20 protein-coding genes and 2 tRNA genes are annotated in these 15,244 nt (G+C 68.5%); 10 read left to right on the top strand and 12 right to left on the bottom strand.

Going from position 1 to position 15,244, the window contains the following annotated elements; genetic code table 11:
• The first annotated feature begins 33 nt into the window (after positions 1-33).
• A complete protein-coding gene (locus tag ABFX55_RS33685; RefSeq protein WP_346126680.1) occupies positions 34-1,518 on the top strand; it encodes a hypothetical protein in 1,485 nt (494 codons plus the stop codon).
• Here ABFX55_RS33685 and ABFX55_RS33680 read toward each other — a convergent pair.
• The 9 genes from ABFX55_RS33680 to ABFX55_RS33640 form a co-directional block, all read right to left on the bottom strand.
• Entirely contained in the window at positions 1,493-1,954 is a 462-nt protein-coding gene (locus tag ABFX55_RS33680; protein WP_346126679.1) for an NUDIX hydrolase, read from the bottom strand. The two genes, ABFX55_RS33685 and ABFX55_RS33680, sit on opposite strands and share 26 nt — an antisense overlap.
• 2 nt (positions 1,955-1,956) lie before the next feature.
• Positions 1,957-2,385: a MaoC family dehydratase gene (locus tag ABFX55_RS33675; RefSeq protein WP_346126678.1), complete on the bottom strand. Its 429-nt coding sequence runs from the start codon at positions 2,383-2,385 to the stop codon at positions 1,957-1,959.
• A gap of 2 nt (positions 2,386-2,387) precedes the next feature.
• Positions 2,388-2,837: a MaoC family dehydratase N-terminal domain-containing protein gene (locus ABFX55_RS33670; protein ID WP_346126677.1), complete on the bottom strand. Its 450-nt coding sequence runs from the start codon at positions 2,835-2,837 to the stop codon at positions 2,388-2,390.
• A gap of 402 nt (positions 2,838-3,239) precedes the next feature.
• Entirely contained in the window at positions 3,240-3,404 is a 165-nt protein-coding gene (gene rpmG / locus ABFX55_RS33665; protein ID WP_181616146.1) for a 50S ribosomal protein L33, read from the bottom strand.
• Positions 3,405-3,473: 69 nt separating this feature from the next.
• Positions 3,474-3,547: transfer RNA gene (locus ABFX55_RS33660), tRNA-Met, on the bottom strand.
• Positions 3,548-3,722: 175 nt separating this feature from the next.
• A tRNA-Thr gene (locus ABFX55_RS33655) sits at positions 3,723-3,798 on the bottom strand.
• 49 nt (positions 3,799-3,847) lie between these two features.
• Positions 3,848-4,048 (bottom strand): transposase, encoded by a 201-nt coding sequence (locus tag ABFX55_RS33650; protein ID WP_346126676.1) that lies wholly within the window; start codon positions 4,046-4,048, stop codon positions 3,848-3,850.
• Between the two features lie 146 nt (positions 4,049-4,194).
• Positions 4,195-4,668 carry a C40 family peptidase gene (locus ABFX55_RS33645; RefSeq protein ID WP_346126675.1) on the bottom strand — a complete coding sequence of 158 codons (474 nt, stop codon included), beginning with the start codon at positions 4,666-4,668 and terminating at the stop codon, positions 4,195-4,197.
• Between the two features lie 5 nt (positions 4,669-4,673).
• Positions 4,674-5,687, bottom strand: a complete 1,014-nt coding sequence (locus tag ABFX55_RS33640) for a lysozyme (protein ID WP_346126674.1) — start codon at positions 5,685-5,687, stop codon at positions 4,674-4,676.
• 108 nt (positions 5,688-5,795) lie between these two features.
• On the opposite strand from ABFX55_RS33640, the gene ABFX55_RS33635 reads away from it, so the two are divergent.
• A complete protein-coding gene (locus tag ABFX55_RS33635; RefSeq protein WP_346126673.1) occupies positions 5,796-6,332 on the top strand; it encodes a GNAT family N-acetyltransferase in 537 nt (178 codons plus the stop codon).
• 17 nt (positions 6,333-6,349) lie between these two features.
• Here ABFX55_RS33635 and ABFX55_RS33630 read toward each other — a convergent pair whose 3' ends face one another.
• Positions 6,350-7,366, bottom strand: coding sequence for an NAD(P)-dependent alcohol dehydrogenase (locus ABFX55_RS33630; protein ID WP_346126672.1), 1,017 nt, complete (start codon positions 7,364-7,366; stop codon positions 6,350-6,352).
• A gap of 96 nt (positions 7,367-7,462) precedes the next feature.
• Between ABFX55_RS33630 and ABFX55_RS33625 the strand changes: the two genes are divergently transcribed.
• Positions 7,463-8,113, top strand: coding sequence for a TetR/AcrR family transcriptional regulator (locus ABFX55_RS33625; RefSeq protein ID WP_346126671.1), 651 nt, complete (start codon positions 7,463-7,465; stop codon positions 8,111-8,113).
• 10 nt (positions 8,114-8,123) lie between these two features.
• Here ABFX55_RS33625 and ABFX55_RS33620 read toward each other — a convergent pair whose 3' ends face one another.
• Positions 8,124-8,954 carry a hypothetical protein gene (locus ABFX55_RS33620; RefSeq protein WP_346126670.1) on the bottom strand — a complete coding sequence of 277 codons (831 nt, stop codon included), beginning with the start codon at positions 8,952-8,954 and terminating at the stop codon, positions 8,124-8,126.
• A 122-nt stretch (positions 8,955-9,076) separates the two neighbouring features.
• On the opposite strand from ABFX55_RS33620, the gene ABFX55_RS33615 reads away from it, so the two are divergent.
• The 3 genes from ABFX55_RS33615 (at position 9,077) to ABFX55_RS33605 (ending at position 11,910) form a co-directional block, all read left to right on the top strand.
• Positions 9,077-9,697: a TetR/AcrR family transcriptional regulator gene (locus ABFX55_RS33615; RefSeq protein WP_346126669.1), complete on the top strand. Its 621-nt coding sequence runs from the start codon at positions 9,077-9,079 to the stop codon at positions 9,695-9,697.
• Positions 9,698-9,749: 52 nt separating this feature from the next.
• Positions 9,750-11,120 (top strand): hypothetical protein, encoded by a 1,371-nt coding sequence (locus tag ABFX55_RS33610; protein WP_346126668.1) that lies wholly within the window; start codon positions 9,750-9,752, stop codon positions 11,118-11,120.
• Positions 11,121-11,346: 226 nt separating this feature from the next.
• Positions 11,347-11,910: a hypothetical protein gene (locus tag ABFX55_RS33605; RefSeq protein WP_346126667.1), complete on the top strand. Its 564-nt coding sequence runs from the start codon at positions 11,347-11,349 to the stop codon at positions 11,908-11,910.
• Here the strand turns inward: ABFX55_RS33605 and ABFX55_RS33600 are convergent.
• The gene (locus tag ABFX55_RS33600; RefSeq protein ID WP_346126666.1) at positions 11,868-12,611 is read right to left on the bottom strand and encodes a TetR/AcrR family transcriptional regulator; all 744 of its coding nucleotides are present in this window, start codon (positions 12,609-12,611) and stop codon (positions 11,868-11,870) included. The two genes, ABFX55_RS33605 and ABFX55_RS33600, sit on opposite strands and share 43 nt — an antisense overlap.
• 94 nt (positions 12,612-12,705) lie before the next feature.
• Between ABFX55_RS33600 and ABFX55_RS33595 the strand changes: the two genes are divergently transcribed.
• From ABFX55_RS33595 to ABFX55_RS33580, 4 genes are read left to right on the top strand one after another with little or no spacing between them, the layout of a single operon-like run.
• Entirely contained in the window at positions 12,706-12,834 is a 129-nt protein-coding gene (locus ABFX55_RS33595; RefSeq protein ID WP_281388178.1) for a hypothetical protein, read from the top strand.
• A gap of 1 nt (position 12,835) precedes the next feature.
• Positions 12,836-13,585 (top strand): siderophore-interacting protein, encoded by a 750-nt coding sequence (locus ABFX55_RS33590; protein WP_346126665.1) that lies wholly within the window; start codon positions 12,836-12,838, stop codon positions 13,583-13,585.
• A gap of 40 nt (positions 13,586-13,625) precedes the next feature.
• A complete protein-coding gene (locus tag ABFX55_RS33585) occupies positions 13,626-14,729 on the top strand; it encodes an FAD-dependent monooxygenase (protein ID WP_346126664.1) in 1,104 nt (367 codons plus the stop codon).
• Between the two features lie 54 nt (positions 14,730-14,783).
• Entirely contained in the window at positions 14,784-15,230 is a 447-nt protein-coding gene (locus tag ABFX55_RS33580) for a DUF6640 family protein (RefSeq protein WP_346126663.1), read from the top strand.
• Positions 15,231-15,244 lie beyond the last annotated feature (14 nt).

Here is a 15,244-nt window from a genome sequence, read left to right as displayed (position 1 = left end):
CTCGCGCTCGCAAGGGTGCGGAACAATCAGGCCATGGTCGTTCAGAACGGACTACGCCTGCGCCTGACCCAGGCCGAGCGCCGCCTGTGGCGGGCCTTCCACTCAGGCGCGCTGGTCCAGCTCGGGGACAATCCGATCGGCGTCGGCCGTACGCCAGGGCAGAACGCGCCCGCCGACGGCGCGACGTGGGGGCCCGAGCGTACCGTCAGGGCGCAGGTGATCGTGGCGCTCCTGCTGGGCGCGCGCGAGCCGGGCGTCGGCGCGGTTCCCGCGGTACGGCTGCGCGGGGCCAGGATCACCGGACGCCTCGAGCTGCGCGGCGGCACCGTGGACTACGAGCTGGCGCTGAGCGGCTGCTACCTCGACGAAGCGCCCGACTTCAGCGGAAGCGTGACGCGGACCATGCGCTTCACCGACTGCCAGATGCCGGGCTTCAACGGCGGCGGCATGCGGGTCTCCGGTCACCTCAGCCTGTCGGGGGCGCACGTCACCGGCACGGTACGGCTGCCGCGTGCCTCCTTCGAGAGCGGCCTGTGGATGGGCGGAACCAAGATCGACGGTGGGGTCCACACCGGCGCCCTCACCGTCGACGCGGGCTTCTACCTGGAGAACGCGGAGATCTCCTCCGGGCTCAGGCTGGTCGGCGCGCGGCTGACCGGCGGGCTCTTCATGGACGGCGCCACGCTGCGCAATCCGGGCGGCGACGCGTTCACCGGCGACAGCATGGTCGTCGAGGACATCATGAAGTGCGGCAAGGGCTTCACCGCGCTGGGCTGCGTGCGCCTGCGCGGGGCCCGCCTCACCAGCCTGTCGATCACCGGGGCCCTGCGCAGCCCCGACACCCCCTACGCGCTGCACGCGAGCCACATGGAGGCGCGCGAGGTCTATCTGAAGTACACCGAGCCGGTCGAGGGCGTCGTCACGCTGGCCCATTCGCGCATCGGCACCATGCGTGACGACCCGGAGAGCTGGCCCGAGCAGCTGAGGCTCAACGGGCTCATCTACGAGACGCTGCGCGGCGGCTCCATCGAGCGCAGGGTCGGATGGGTGGCGCGCGATCCCTACGGCTTCCTGCCCCAGCCGTACGAGCAGCTGGCCGCCTGGTACCTGCGCGACGGCAACGACCTGCTCGCCCGCCGTACCCTGCTCGCCAAGCAGCGCGCCCGCCGCCGTACCTTCAACCCCCTTGGACGGCTGTGGGGCCGCCTGCTCGATGTGACCGTCGGATACGGCTACCGGCCGTGGCTGGCGGGCGTGTGGTTCTCGCTGCTGCTGGCGGTGGGGACCGTCGCGTTCGGGCTCGTGCCGCCCAGAGCGATCAAGCCGGACGAGAGCCCGGGCTTCGACTCCTTCGCCTACACCTTCGACCTGCTCCTGCCCTTTCCCGCCTTCGGCCAGCGCGACCTGTTCGACCCCGCGGGGTGGACTCAGGGCCTGGCCTACGGGCTGATCATCGCGGGCTGGATCCTGGCCACGGCGCTGATCGCGGGCGCTACGAGGGTGTTGCGGCCTTCCTGATCAGCGCGGGCAGGATCGGCGGGTGGTAGACCTCGCCGCTGGCCTCCAGCTCGTCCGCGCCCCACCAGCGGTGGCCGAGCGTGGTGGCCAGCTCGATCTCCTCCATGTGGTCGAAGCGTACCTCGGCCGCGTCGACGCGGACGGGGAAGTACGTCTGGTCCTGGACGTAGGCGCGATCGGCGAAGGAGAACTCGACCGTGTGGGTCTCCAGCGGACGGCCGAAACTCTCCGGCGCCGCCGTGATGCCGACCTCCTCGAACAGTTCGCGCGCGGCGGCCTGCTCGAGGCTCTCCTCCTTCTCCGCTGCGCCCCCGATCGTGAACCAGTAAGGCGAGTCGGGATGGGCCGGGTCGAAGCCGTACAGCAGCAGGACCCGGCCACGGGCGTCGACGGGCAGAACGCGGGCCGTGAACCGGCGAAGGGGGATCTCTGTCACGATCAGGAGAGTTGCACAACCGCCCTCGCCTTGGACAGCACGCGGGCGTCACCCGACTTCGCGGTCAGCCCGACGACCACCCTCTTGTCCTCGAGCTTCTCCTCGACGACTCCGCTCACCGTGATGGTCGCCCCCTGGTCGTCGTCGGGGACGATCACCATCGAGGAGAACCGCACGCCGTAGTCGATGACCGCCGCGGGATCGCCGACCCAGTCGGTGACGAACCTGCCGCCCTGGGCCATGGTGAACATGCCGTGCGCGATCACGTCGGGCAGCCCGACGGTCTTGGCGAATCGCTCGTTCCAGTGGATCTGGTTGAAGTCGCCTGACGCGCCCGCGTACATCACCAGGTTCAGCCGGCGCACCTGGTAGTCGGTGGCGGGCAGTTCCTGGCCGACCTCGACCTCGTCGTACTTCACCGTGGCAGCCATGCTCAGCCCGCCCCTCCGCGCTCGACGATCGTGTTGTAGGTGGTGCACACCGGCTCGCCCGCCACGGTCGTGACGTCGCTCCTGATCGTCATGAGCTCGTTACGGCCGGCGCTGCGGATCTCGGTGATGGTGGAGGAGGTGACCAGTTCGTCGCCCGGGTAGATGGGGCGGACGTACTCGAACCGCTGCTCGCCGTGGACCACCATGGCGTAGTTCAGGCCGAGCTCGGGGTCGGCCAGCGCCTCGCCGCCGCTCTGCAGGCTGAACACGATGGGGAAGGTCGGCGGGGCGACCACGTCGGGATGCCCGGCGGCCTGGGCGGCCTGCCTGTCGCGGTAGATCGGGTTGCTGTCACCGATAGCCGCGGCGAACTCCTTGATCTTCACCCGGCTGACCTCGTACGAGGTGGTGGACTTGTAGGTCCGTCCCACGAAATCACGGTTCAAGGCCATCAGCGCCCTGCTCCTTAGCTGCGTTCTGGGCTGTTGAGCCGACGGTAACAGAACAACATTCGGGCTGTCGCGGCCTGGAGACGACAAACGGCGCCCTCGAGTGAGGACGCCGTTTGTTCGGTTATGCGTCAGGAGTGCCGGGCTAGGCTACCCGGGACCACCTCAGCCGCCGCAGCGGGCCTTGCGAGCCTGTTGCGCCTGGCAGCGCGGACCTTTGCGGGTCTCGCGGTGCGCCTGGTGGGTGCGGCCCGATTCAGGGACACAGTGGGCGGTACTTCGTTGAAGCGACCGCCCACGGGCGCGGACCTTAGCGGGTCTCGCGGTGTGCCTGGTGGGTGCGGGCCCGATTCAGGGACACAGTGGGCAGTACTTCGTTGAAGCGACCGCCCATGGGCGCGGACCTTAGCGGGTCTCGCGGTGTGCCTGGTGGGTGCGGCAGTTGGGGCAGTACTTCTTCAGCTCAAGCCGATCCGGGTCGTTGCGCCGGTTCTTCCGCGTGATGTAGTTGCGGTGCTTGCACTCCTGGCAGGCCAGCGTGATCTTCGGCCTAACGTCGGTGGCAGCCACGTGGGAGTGCCTTTCTACGTTTGGGACTGGGACACACCCGTACCCGAGCGATGACTCGGGTTTGGGTAGTAGCGGAGGCCGGACTTGAACCGGCGACACAACGATTATGAGCCGTTTGCTCTGCCTGACTGAGCTACTCCGCCTTATGCCGGTCGAAACTCCCGGCCAATGAAGGATACCCGACCCGCGGACTAGTCACGAACACGCCAGAACTTCGCCCGATCGAGTGAGGTGCCCCCCAGTATGCCTCAGGAACCATCCTGACCTGAAATCCATACAAGAAACGCCCGACCCCGAGATCGGAGCGGGCGTTGGCTGTGGAGCCCCCAAACGGAATCGAACCGTTGACCTTCTCCTTACCATGGAGACGCTCTGCCGACTGAGCTATAGGGGCCTGTCCGCTTCGCGTCTGCGCTGCGGACAGGTGTAACCATACACGGCACTCAACGATGATGCGAACTCGTCCGGCCCATGAAGTCGACCACCTCGCACAGCTCCGCGAGATCGACATGCATCGCCACCGCCTCCACCGAGAAGCAGTCGGCCACGATCCATCCGTGCCTGCGAATGCGAAGGACCTGCTGCCCCGCGCGCACCGCCGGGACGATCTCGAGACCCTCCGGCCCAACCCACCGCCTGTCCATAGCGGCACAGAGTAGACCTCAGGTCTCTCATTTTTCGTTGGTTGACACGCGTTACAGCCATACCAACTGGGTTTCACGCCGGGGCAAAGCCAACGTAGCGGGCCTCCGCCCCGCAGGCCGGGCGACACGCGGCTGCTCCGCCGTCCTCACAGGCGGTAGTAACCCCTGAGGTGCTTGCGCCCCGCGATGTCGTCCACGCGGACGACCGCGCCCGTCTCGGGGGCGTTCATCATCTTGCCGTCGCCGAGGTAGACGCCGACGTGGTGGGTTCTGCGCTTGCCGAAGAAGACCAGGTCGCCGGGGCGGGGGTCGGTGACCTTGCGCATCCTGCGCAGATGGTCGTCGGTGTTGCCGGGGCCGAGCACGTCGTAGCCGTGGGCGCGCGCGTAGACCAGCCGGGTCAGACCCGAGCAGTCCAGGCCGCGCGTCCGCCTGGCAGGGCACGGCTTGATCTTGCCCGTGTACCCCTGGCACGTTCCAGTCGACGGCCCGGGGCGCTCCTTGTGCCCGCCGCCCCACGAGTAGGGGATGCCCTGGTACTCGTAGGCCAGGACCACGATCCGGGGCATGGTGAGCTGGCGGAGCGGCATCGACGACGGCACCGCCAGCAGCAGGACCAAGAGGGTCAGCGCGCCTTGAGCGAGACCTTGACGGAGCCGACCGTGACGTTGAGCCCGACCGTGCCCCTCGCCTTCGAGGGCTTGGTCGCGATCGTGACTCTGATCGAGTGTCCGGGGTTGACCTTGGGAATGACGCATCGCACCGCCGTACCGCTGAACGAGCAGCCGGGACCCGCCTTGACCACCTTCTGGCCGCCGAACGTGCGTCCCGCGAGCCTGACGTCGGTGACCGCGTGAGGGCCGGTGTTCTTCAGCGTGATCGTGTAGAGCTTCCTGCTCTTGGCCGCACCCGAGACCGTCACTTCCGCAGGGGGATTGGCCAGGCTCTTGAGCTGCGACTCGGTTCCGTTGAAGGAGTCCTGGCCGCCGACGATGGGGCCCTTGTCAGCTGACTGCCAGAACGTGTGCTTCTTCCATCCTGAAGGCAGTTCGCCCGGTTCGGCGCCCCAGCGGGCAAGCCAGAGCGGATTCTTCCCGAACTTGGTCGAAGCGCCCGTGCACGTCTCCCACCAACTCGTCGTGGTGTAGATGATCGCGCGACGCTTGGTGCGCTGGTGGTAACGGGTGGTGAAGTCGCGGATCCAGGTGACCATGTCCTCGGGGGACAGGTCGTAGCAGTTGTTCTTGCCGTTCTTGTCCTTGTACGGGTTGTCCTCGACGTCCAGCACGCCGGGCAGCGTCTGGCCGTCGGAGATCCATGCGCCGCCGTTGTCGACGAAGTAGTCGGCCTGGGCGGCGCCGTCCGTCTCGTGCGGCTGGGCGAAGTGGTAGGCGCTCCTGATGAGACCCGCGGCGGCGGCTCCGCCGTACTGGGCGTCAAAACGCGCGTTGCGGTAGTCGACGCCCTCGGTGGCCTGCACGAAGGCGAATCTGCCTCCGGCGTCGCGGACCTTGGCCCAGTCGATGTCGCCCGTCCAGTTGCTCACGTCGACCCCTGCCACGCCGTCCGCCGCCTGGGCGCTGGCGGGAATCATCAGACCGGCCACAGCGATCATGGCCACCAGGGACAGGCGTCTCACGGGTGTCCTTCCGGGGGGTGACAAGTGGGGATGATCCTCCCGGAGTACTGCAGAAGCCCGCAAGTGCCTTGATCGGAACAGCAGGCCAGGGCCTGGCAGGATGATCGCATGGACGCACCGCTTGTCGTTCCCGAGCTCCGGGCAGGCCCGAAACACCGGCTCCGCCCCTGGACGCTGGACGACCTCGACGCGGTGAGGGAGGCGTCGACGGACGCGTACATCACGCAGGTCACCAGCGTGCCGTCGGACTACACGGAGGCCGAGGGCGCCGCGTTCGTCCGGCGGCAGTGGGAGAGGGCGGCGGAGGGGACCGGCTACTCCTTCGCGATCGAGGATCTCGCCGCCGGGCGCGCGGTCGGGCAGATCGGCCTGTGGCCGGGCGCCCACGGGCGGGCCTCGGTGGGGTACTGGGTGGCGCCGTCGGGCCGCGGGCAGGGCGCCGCGGCGGCCGCACTGCTGGCGCTGTCGTCGTGGGGACTGACGCGGTTGCGGATCCCGCGCGTGGAACTGCACGTCGAGCCGTGGAACACCGCGTCGTCACGGACGGCGGAGCGCGCGGGCTTCACCCTGGAGGGCCTGCTGCGAAGCTGGCAGGAGGTGGGGGGTGAACGACGCGACATGTACGTCTACTCCCGACTCGCCTGAACCCCTGCCGTGCCGGTTCAGGGTGACGGTAGGAGGCTGACGACGATCTTGCCGGTGGTGTGGCCGCCGTCGATCTGGCGCATGGCTTCGAGTGCCTCGCCGAACGGGTAGACGTGCTGGATGACCGGCGTGACGGCTCCCGATTCGACGAGGTCGTTCAGGGCGAGCAGGTCGGCCCTGTCCTCCTTCGCGGCGAACGGGCGCAGCCGCTGCCGTACGAACGGGCTGATCACGAGCGAGGCGGCGATGCGCCTGGCCGGCCCGAGCCACCGGCCGCCGCCTCCCGAGGACAGCACCAGGGTTCCCGTGGGGCTCAGCGTCCGGCGCAGCGCCGAGACGGGGTGGTTGCCGATGAGGTCGAAGATGACGTCGTACCGCCGGCCCGCCCTGGTGAAGTCCTCCTTGGTGTAGTCGATGACGTGGTCGGCGCCGATCGAGCCGACCAGGTCGGCGTTTCTCCCGCCGCAGACCGCGGTGACGTGGGCGCCCAGTGACGCGGCGATCTGGACGGCGAAGGTGCCGACGCCGCTCGAGGCGCCGTTGATCAGCACGCGCTGCCCTGGCCGGACCTGTCCCCGATCGCGAAGGCCCTGCAGGGCGGCGGTCGCGGCCACCGGGATGGCGGCGGCCTGCTCGAATGTCAGGGTGGCGGGCATCGGGGCGACGAGCCGCTCGGCGGCCCGGACGTACGCGGCGAGCGCGCCTGGGCACTCGGCGTACACCGCGTCGCCCGCCCGCACGCCTGTCACCTTCTCGCCGACCGCCTCGACCAGCCCGGCCACGGCCCTGCCGAGGACGTGGTTCGCCCTCGGCCGGCGCAGGCCGCCCGCCATGGGGCGGATGGCGTACGGCTCGCCGCGCAGCAGGAAGCTGTCGGCGGCGTTCAGCCCCGCCGCGTGCACCTTGATGAGCACCTCGTCGTCGGCGGGGACCGGCTTGTCGATCTCTCGGAGGTCGAGCGCGTCGGGTGAGCCGTACGCGTGATGGACGACGGCCTTCATCGGCTCGCGTGTGGTCGTGGCGGTAGCAGGCATGCCGGGCCGCTTTCCTCGTAGGCTTACGGTGTAAGCCGGGCTTACCGCGTAAGCTAGACAGCCATGGCCGACATGTCAACACGCCGAGGTGACCGGATGGCCGCACGTGAACCGCTGAGCACCGAGCGGGTACTGCGCGCGGCCCTCGAACTCGCCGACTCCGGCGGCACCGACGCGCTGACCATGCGCGGGCTCGGCCAGGAGCTCGGCGTCGAGGCGATGTCGCTGTACAAACATGTGGCGAACAAGGACGCGATCCTGGACGGGATCGTCGACCTCGTCGTCGGCGAGATCGCTCTGCCGTCCCTGGGGGACGACTGGAAGCAGGCCATGCGCCGGCGGGGGATCTCGGCGCACGAGGTGCTGCTACGGCACCCCTGGGCGTGCCGGCTGCTCATGTCGCGTCCGAACGTCGGACCGGCGATGCTGCGCTACGTCGACTCCACCGTCGGCACCCTGCGACAGGCGGGTTTCTCGATCGAACTGGCCGACCACGCGTGGAACGCCATGGACAGCCACGTCTACGGGTTCACGCTGCAGAAGCTGACCTTCCCTTTCGAGCCGCAGCAGTATCCCGAGAAGGCCGGGGCCTACCTGCCGCAACTGCCCCCTGGCAGGTACCCGTACCTCACCGAGATGGCCCTGTACGTCATGGAGGGCCACTACGACGGCGTGCACGCCTTCACGTTCGGCCTCGACCTCATCCTCGACAGCCTCGAACGCCTCCTGGCCGCGCAGTGCGGCTGAGGCGAGCCGCTCAGCAGGCGGTACGGGTGGGCAGGCCCAGCAGTTCAGGTTGCTCGCGGGTCAGGCCCAGGCTCCGGAACAGGTGACAGGCGGTCTCGCGCACCAGAGGCTCCCTGACCCGCGCCACGAAGGTCTCAGGCGTGGGCCCGCACAGCTTCCGCAGCTCCGCCGAGCGGGAGAGCAGGCGGGCGATCAGCCGTGGTTGGGCTTCGAGCCGCATGGCCTCGCCCGTCCTCTCTGTGAGGCACCCGTGCCTGCCCACGTACACCGAGCACGTGGGAAGTGCCGCACCGGACACCAGCGTGACCGGGTGCCGCTCGGCGGGCAGAAGGCGCCGGTAGTAGTTCGGCTCTGTCACGTCCAACGCCACCAGCTGGGCCTGGTCCACCCACAGCACGAACATCCGCGATGGACCGGGAACGGCGATGGGCGCGGCTGGCACGTAGCCGTGGCGGTTGATGTGGGCGGACACCCCGGCAGCGATGCCCCCCACCGTCGCCAGCGTCAGGGGGACGACCGGTCGCAGGGCGCTGTCGAAGAGCTTGCGGTAGAGCTGGCTCGGGGCCGCGTTGGAGCCGACCGCCAGGACGGCGTGACGCGCCGACACGGGCGCCGCGCCGAGCGCCTCCAGATGGTCGCCGAGCCGTACGGCCTGGCCTTCGACGTGGGCCTGCCAGTCCTCGGCGGGCGCGCCTGCGACGTCGGCCAGCGGGACGAAGCTGTCGTCCTGGAGGAGGCCCGAGGTACGGGGGAGACGGCCGGGGTAGGTCAGCGGCGCGGCCGTCGGGTCGTCGACGAAGAGATCGGTGAGCGTGGCGGGGCGGGGGAGCGCCTCGGACATGAATCATCCAGTTCGGGTTCTCGTCTTGGTTGTGGTGCCCATCAGCGTCGCGTGTACGCCGCCTCCGTCTACAGGTATTTTTCCGGTTGTCGGGAAAATTCTTCTAGACGTATATTTGGGCCATGCAGGAGTCGCGACGCGAACGAAAGAAGCAGCTGACCCGGCAGCGGATCGTCATGGCGGCCATCCGGCTGTTCGAGGAGCAGGGGTACGAGCAGACCACGATGGCGCAGATCGCCGCCGCGGCGGATGTCGACCCCAAGACGTTCTCCAACTACTTCCGCAGCAAGGACGAGGTGCTGTGGGTCGGCATGGATCGGGACTTCGACGTGCTGCTCGCGGCGATCGCGGAACGTCGGCCGCACGAGAGCCCTGGCGAGGTGCTGGCGAGGATGGTCCAGCAGTACGCCGCCCACCGCCGTCCCAAGGTTCCCCGCAGGGAGCCCGAGGAGCTGTCGGCGACGGTCCGGCTGGTCATGAGCACGCCGACGCTTCAGGCGAAAGGGCTGTACCTGCTGTTGGACCTGCAGCAGCGGATCGCCGACGAGCTCCTGAAAGCGTTCCCCGACCAGCTGGACCCGATCACCGCGGCCGCGATGACCGGAGCCCTGATGGGCGCCATCCAGCAGGCCGGCCTGGCCAGCGTCCGGCTCGGCCGGTCGCAGGACGAGCTGTGGGAGGCGTCCAGTCGTGGCCTCGACATCGCCATGAGCGGCCTGCTCTCGGTGCGGCAGCCCACCTAAAGCCCGTGAACCGCCTGAAGGTCCTGCTCGCAGGAGAAAGGATCAGCCCATCATGAAGGAAAGCGTCCGATCGCTCTCCCTCGACGCACGACGCGCCATGCGGGAAGGCCCCTCGGGGATCGCACGGCGGCAGCGTGCACGCCTGGCCGAGATGGTGGCCTACGCCCGCGCCCACTCGCCCTACTACCGAGAGCTGTACCGGGACCTGCCGGAGCAGGTGGACGACCTGGGGCTGCTCCCTGTCACCGACAAGAAGATGCTGACGGCCCGCTTCGACGACTGGGTCACCGACCGCCAGGTGACGCTCGAGCGGGTCGAGGCGTTCGTGGCCGACCCGAGCCTCGTGGGGCATCGCTTCCAGGGCCGGTACCTGGTGGCCACCAGCACAGGCACCAGCGGCCTGCGCGGCCTCTTCGTGCTGGACGACCGGAACCTGGCCGTGGGCACCGCCGTCGGGTTGCGCGCCGGCGGTGGGATGGCGGCCCGCGATGTCATCAGGACCCTGTCCCGCGCCGGCCGTACTGCCATAGTCACCGCACCAGGCGGCCATTTCGCCACCGTCGCGGGGGCGGCCAGGTTCGGCGTGGACAGGCCGTGGCTCGGCCGGATGATGCGGGTCTTCTCGATCAACCAGCCGATGGCGGAGCTGGTCGACGAGCTCAACCGGTTCGATCCCGCCAGTCTCGCCGGCTTCGTGGGCATGCTCACGCTGCTGGCAGGCGAGCAGGAGGCGGGCCGTCTGCGCATCCACCCTGCGGTCGTCATCCCCGGAGGTGAGACGTTGACTCCGGAGGTCCGGGAGCGGATCACCACCGCTTTCCAGGCCAAGGTCCGCGCCTCCTACGCCTCCACCGAGTGCGGCTTCCTCAGCTCCGGCTGCGCGCACGGCTGGTACCACGTCAACAGCGACTGGGCCGTCCTGGAGCCGGTCGACGCCGATCATCGGCCTGTCCCGCCAGGTCAGGACTCGCACACCGTCCTGATCAGCAACCTCGGCAACCGGGTCCAGCCGATCCTGCGCTACGACCTCGGCGACAGCGTCCTGGTCCGCCCCGACCCCTGTCCCTGCGGCAGCCCACTTCCCGCCATCCGGGTGCAGGGCCGCGTCGCTGACCTGCTCACCTTCCCCACTGATCGCGGTGAGCGCGTCAACATCTCACCCATGGCCTTCGGCGCCGTACTGAACGTTCCGGGTATCGAGCAGTTCCAACTCGTCCAGACCGCGCCCACCACCCTGCGCATGCGCCTCCTGCCGGCAGACGGCGCCGACATCGACGGCGTATGGCAGATCGTCCACGACAAGATCACCCACTTGCTCGCCGAGCACAAGGCAGGGGACATCACCCTCGAACGTGCCGACGAACCGCCGCAGCAGTCACCAGGCGGCAAGTACCGAAGAATCGTCCCCCTGGCCAAGCCGTGACGACGTTGAATCCCCGCATCCAGGGTGCCGCGACTGATGGTCGAAGGAAGTCGTCCCGTGCCTTTCCGACAAGAGGCGTGAGACTATGCGCAACACTTGCAAGCCCGCCACGTTGAACCGGTGGACTGCAGTATTCCTGGCCGTACTCATCGGGGCATGCGGCTCATGTGGATTCACGGAACCCGGTGACCGCCAATGGCTGCTCGCCGTACAGAATACGTCTCTCGTGTGGAACAGCGGATCCTACTTGTTGTCCAGTGATGGATCCACCCGGCTGGAGTTGGATGGCTGCGGCGTGGATTCCGGTTCTGCGCAACCAGTTCTCAGTAGCGAAGGACGCGCTCTGTTGCTTCTTGGGTGTCACAACGGCGGCGGCGATGGGGGGTCCGTTGCGAATGCTCTGGTGAATAGCGAGACAGTGGTGATGGATATCGACGCGTCTCACGCCACCTGGATAGATCAAGGGCGAGCCCTCTTCGTCGATGAGCGCGGGGTTCTCCGGCTTGTCGATTTCTCGAGCGAAGATCCGAAAATTTCTGTAGTCGGTGACCTTGGTCGCCCCGTCACGGCGATCGACTTCGACGCGGGCACGAGTCGCCTCGCCGTTCTGCTGGGCAATGACAACGAGAGCGCGTCCAGCGCGATTCAGCTGGTGGATATGAAAGGCAAGGTTCTCGGTAAGATCAATCTGGGCCCGGATGTCCGGGCCACCACACCGTTCCCCCTGCAGGCGGCACACCGAATTGCCTACGAAGAACGCCGGCCCTCCGTGAGTGGTGGTTCGGAGTAGTCCAGCGAGAGCTTGGTGCTCAGGTCGCGTAGGCACTCTTCGAAGACCGGCTCCAGGTCGGTGTAGGCGAAGTCGAGCTGGTGCAGAACTTCCATGCACAGCAGGCCGTACAGCCTGATCCAGCACGTCAGGAAGACATGGGCCGCCTCGGGCGGCAGCCGTCCTTCGATGGTGGCCGAGTAGGCGGTCAGTTGTTCGCGCAACGACGCGGGCAGGCCGGCCAGGTCGGGCACCGGGAACGGCTGCGCCTGCCACAGCTCGACGGTCAGGTCCAGCAGGACCTGCTCGAATCGCAGCGCGGCCTGGTGGCGGACCGAATCCTGCTGCCTGTTCGGCGGGGCTATCGGGCTGGCGAAGATCCAGCCGAACTCGGCCGGGTGGGCGATCGCCCAGGCGCGCATGGCGCGGCAGACGGACAGGAGCCGGTCGCCGATCGGCGCGTCGGCGTGAGCGTCGCGCGCCTGCTCCATCGTCTCGGCCAGCTCGCGAAAGAAGCCCGCGGTCACCGCGCCGACCAGCTCGTCGTGGCCGGCGTAGTAGTGGTACAGGGCCGGACCGCTCATGCCCATCTCCCGGGCCACCGCGTTGATCGTCACCGCGGCGGATCCCTGCGCGACCAGCAGCCTGCGCACGGTCACATGAATCTCCTCCACGGTGGCCTGACGCAGCCTGTCCCGCCGGCTCGTGGTGTGCGCTGGCATGGCTCCCCCTCGCTCGCTGTGACGCCGTTGACATCCTAGGGCATCTATGTTTCCTTAATGGCTCTAAGCAAATTTAGAGCCATTAGGAGTCGCTGTGGAACCTCGATGGTGGATCCTCCTCGCGTCACTCACGCTCGCGACGGCCGTGTGGTGGCGGCTGTCCAGGTCCGCGCACGTACGGCGTGGCCTGCGCGAGCCGTACGGCACGCGGGAGAAGTCCTGACATGCCGCGCACGCGCAACCCGCTGATCGCCGTCTTCGGCAAGTACGCGATGAACGCGACCATCACGCACGTCGAGCCGGTCACCCCTGCGATGCAGCGGATCCGGCTCCAGACCGACCGGCCCATCACCTTCTCCTACACGCCCGGCCAGCACATCAGGATCCAGCTCAAGGATCCGCTGTCGGTCTCCGGGATCCTGCGGCCGGCCGAGACACTGCGCACCTACACGATCTGGGACTTCGACCCCCACGAGCAGGCGCTCGAACTGCGGGTGCACCTCTACGAGGGCGACGGCATCGGGCTGAGATGGACGCGCCAGGCCAGGCCAGGCGACGCGGTGACCTTCTGGTGGCCCGAAGGCGACTTCTTCACCCGCGAGGCGGCCTTTCACGTGTTCATCGGCGAGGAGAGCGCCAGCGCCGCCTTCGGCCCGATGATCCGGGCGCTGGGAGGGGCGGCGAGCGTCCACGGTGTCCTGGAGAGCGACACCCCCGAACGCGACCTGCCCATGCCAGGGCCCCACCGGCTGCGCCGCGTGTACCGCCAGGGCGCCTCGGCCGCCTCCTCCCCGCTGCTGCTCGCCGCGGTGGCCGAACTCGACCTGCCGGGCAACACCGGGGCCGCCTATGTGGCCGGAGAAGCCAGGACCTGTCAGATGGTTCGGGACTTCCTGGTCAAGGAGCGCAACTGGCCGCGGACCTCGATCAAGGTCAAGCCGTTCTGGACGCCGGACAAACGGGGCCTGCACTGACGCAGGCGTCCGCGATGACACCACAGATGGAGACCGAACAGTGAAAGCGATCATTGTGGGTGGCGGGATCGGCGGGCTGACCGCGGCCGCCGCTCTGCATCAGCGCGGCTGGGAGATCGAGGTCCTCGAACGCGCCCCCGAGTTCACCGAGGTCGGCGCCGGGCTTGCGGTGCAACCCAACGGGCTCCGCGCACTGGACACGCTCGGCCTGGGCGACCTCCTGCGCTCGAAGGGGCCGGCCGACCCGCCTGCGGGAATCCGGCGCAGGAACGGGCATTGGCTGGTCCGCAACGACCTCGACTACCTGAAACGCCGCTTCGGCCAGTGGGCGACCGTGCACCGGGCCGACCTGATCGACCTGCTGCGCACCGCGGTGCCCTCAGCGGCGCTGCGGCCGGGCATCGAGGTGCATCACGTACGGCCCGACGGAACGGTCATCCACAGCGGCGGCGCCTCCACCGCGGATCTCGTGGTCGGCGCCGACGGCGTGCACAGCATCACCCGGCGATCGCTTTGGCCGCACGCACGCGGACCCCGCTATGTCGGCTACACCACCTGGCGACTCCTCACCCCGCCACAGCCCGTCGAGGCAAGCACCGAAACCTGGGGCGCAGGCGAACGGTTCGGACACATGCCCATGCCCGACGGCCGCGCCTACTGCTACATCATGGCCAACGCCCCGCAGGGCTCCCACGGCGTCCTGGATGACCTGCGCGAACGCTTCGCCCGCTGGCACGATCCGATACCCGCCCTGCTGCACGCCGCGCGGGAGGACCACGTGATCCAACGCGACACCTACGAGCTGCCTGACCTGAGCACCTACGTCGCGGGCAGGGTCGCGCTCCTCGGTGACGCCGCTCATGCCATGACCCCCAATCTGGGGCAAGGGGCTTGCCAGGCGATCGAAGACGCGGTCACGCTGGCCGCCGCGGTGGACGGCAGGGATGTGCGCGCCGGGCTGGAGGCCTACGACCGCGACCGCAGGCCACGGACGCAGATGATCGTCCGCCTTTCCCGCCAGGTCGGCGCGGCCGCGCACTGGACCTCCTCCGCGCTGACCGCCGTACGGGACGCCGCCCTCCCCCTCCTGCCCAGATCGGTCTTCGAGCGGTCGCTGGCTCCCTCGTACGACTGGACGCTCTAGCACAGCGGGCCCGCTCCGACGCTCTTGCACCTATGACGGAAAGGTCGCTTCACCGTGCTTCTCCCGCGCATCCTCATCGCCGCGGTCGGGCTGATCACGATGGCCGGTGCCGTGCTCGCGGACCTGGTGATCCCCGATCTGGCGGCGCAGCACGCCTTCAACGAGGGCTGGCCACCGCACGCGAAGTTCCACGACGCCCAGTACATGGTGATGACGGTGCTGCTCGGCCTCATCGGCCTCGTGCTCGTCACAAGACGGGACGGGAACGTCCACTCGCGGCTGCTCTGTGCCGCCGCGATCCTCGCGACCCCATGGCTCGGCATGCTCGGAGCGCTCCTGTTTCCAGGCACCGCCACCTACGACCCGGAGTTCTCAGAGATGACCGTCTTCGTGCTCGGTATGCACGGGCAGGTCTTCATGGCACTCGTCCTGCTGTTGACGTTGCTCAGCGCAGCGGCCGCGACCCTGCGCCACCTCGGGAGTGCGACGGCTCGATCGTGAGCTCGGGCAGGGGG

The organism is Nonomuraea roseola (genome assembly GCF_039535395.1).
Taxonomy (GTDB): domain Bacteria; phylum Actinomycetota; class Actinomycetes; order Streptosporangiales; family Streptosporangiaceae; genus Nonomuraea; species Nonomuraea roseola.
Note: the sequence above shows the minus strand (reverse complement) of the source record. Positions and strands in the feature narration are given on the sequence as shown.